The 2,017-nt window shown below is 56.1% G+C and carries 2 protein-coding genes; both read left to right on the top strand.

Annotation, left to right across the window (positions count from 1 at the left end):
• A partial coding sequence (locus tag EP237_RS23375; protein ID WP_206052353.1) for a hypothetical protein occupies nucleotides 1–287 on the top strand: 287 nt, incomplete at its 5' end.
• 343 nt (nucleotides 288–630) lie between these two features.
• A protein-coding gene (locus EP237_RS22770) for an IS3 family transposase (RefSeq protein ID WP_127563095.1) occupies nucleotides 631–1,760 on the top strand; the annotation gives its coding sequence in 2 pieces (ribosomal slippage) (nucleotides 631–874 and nucleotides 874–1,760; 1,131 coding nt in all).
• The last annotated feature ends 257 nt before the right edge of the window (nucleotides 1,761–2,017 follow it).

Raw genomic sequence — 2,017 nt, forward strand, 5'->3', positions numbered from 1 at the left:
CGCGGAAACCGATCTGTCCATACCCGACGCTTTTCGTCGCCGAAGACAATGATCTTGCGATCACCCAGTGGACCGAATGGCTGGTAGCAGATGGCTTCGGATCGCTGGAGGAGCTCAATCTCACTGCCGAAAAAGACGGGCAGCAGGGCTTCATGCTCCCTTCTCGCTACCCACCGAACAACCAGTACACAGATCTTGTCGAATACGCACGGTGCTATTTCCAAGATGCACGTGAACGGACAGGAAAACCGCGGTCCAATCGTAGCCGAGGCGATGCCCATGAGTAGCCAAACTTCCCAAATGATTTGTGACTTTGCGCAAGCGGTGCGTGTCGGTGACATCGACCTGTCAGGCGAGCTATCGGTGTACGTGCTTGGCCATCGAGTGGCTGTCGAATCCACACCCTGTCACTTCGGCGGAGTTCGTTATTGGTTCCTCTGTCCATTCTGCGAGAGACGCTGCGCAGTCATCTACAAGAAGGGCTGCCGACTTTGCGCAAATGGAAGATATCGCAGTGAAAGCCTATCCCCGANACTCTCCGCTCTCAGCGCGAGAGCGAGGTAACTGTGGACGTGTCACGGTTTGATGCCGCTCCTTTGATAGCATTTATTGCAGCGAAGGAGACCAACTATGGGACTGAAACGAAGGGAAGAATTCCGTGCTGATGCAGTTCGGATCGCGTTGACGAGCGGGCTGACACGCAAACAGGTGGCATCGGATTTAGGTGTCGGGCTTTCGACGCTGAACAAGTGGGGCACGGCCCATCGCGATGCTGACGTTGTGTCCGACAAGGATCTGGACCTTGCCCGCGAAAATGAACGGCTTCGGCGGGAAAACCGTATCCTGAAGGAGGAGAGGGATATTCTAAAAAAGGCCACGGCCTTCTTCGAGAGCCAAAAGCCATGAGGTTCCGGTTCATCGAAGAGCATGGCGGCGAATTCCCGACCAATCGCCTTTGCAAGGTTCTGGATGTCAGCGAACGTGGCCTGCGGGCCTATCGCAGCCGACCTGCCAGTCAAAGGCAACGGACTGACATGATTTTGCTGGCACACATCAAGGAACAATCCCGTCTAAGCCTGGGCAGTTATGGCCGTCCACGGATGACCGAAGAGCTGAAGGAGATCGGTCTGAACGTCGGTCACCGTCGGGTGGGCCGGTTGATGCAGGAAAACGGCATACAGGTTGAAAGGTCGAAGAAATACAAGGTGACGACCGACAGCAACCACGCCTTCAACATCGCGCCCAACCTGCTGAACCGGGACTTCCGTGCAGATCAGCCGAACCGGAAGTGGGCCGGCGATATCAGCTATGTCTGGACACGAGAAGGCTGGCTCTACCTGGCGGTCATCCTCGACCTGCATTCCCGCCGTGTCATTGGCTGGGCGGTGAGCAACCGGATGAAGCGAGATCTGGCGATCCGGGCGTTGAAGATGGCTGTGGCGCTCCGTCAACCGCCCAGGGGCTGCATTCACCACACCGACCGTGGTAGCCAATATTGTTCACACGATTATCAGAAACTCCTTCGCCAGCACGGATTCCAAGTATCGATGAGCGGCAAGGGCGATTGCTACGATAACTCTGCCGTCGAGACATTCTTCAAAACGATCAAGGCAGAGTTGATCTGGCGGAGACCATGGCACACGCGCAGGGACGCCGAACTGGCCAGCTTCCAGTACATCAACGGCTTTTACAATCCGCGCCGACGGCACTCAGCCTTGGGCTGGAAAAGCCCGGTCCCCTTCAAAAAGAAAGTGGCCTAAACGAGCACTTGGGGCGGCACGAAAACGGGACACGTCCAATAGCCAGCATGCTGATCTTCGTCGTCATCGATGTGCCCTCAGTTTGGTTCCGATAGAACCATCATGGCAGATGAGATGCCGTTGTTGGGGCATCCACTGCATCAGTTCAGTTCTCGAGCTCATCCGGTCGAGATTCGCTGGCGGAGAAGCACGGCATGAGCTTCTCCGCTGTTGTAGTCAGAAGTCCCAGTTGAGCGAATAATTCGCGGCTGTCGCTC

This window comes from Nioella ostreopsis (assembly GCF_004000255.1).
GTDB classification, from domain to species: domain Bacteria; phylum Pseudomonadota; class Alphaproteobacteria; order Rhodobacterales; family Rhodobacteraceae; genus Nioella; species Nioella ostreopsis.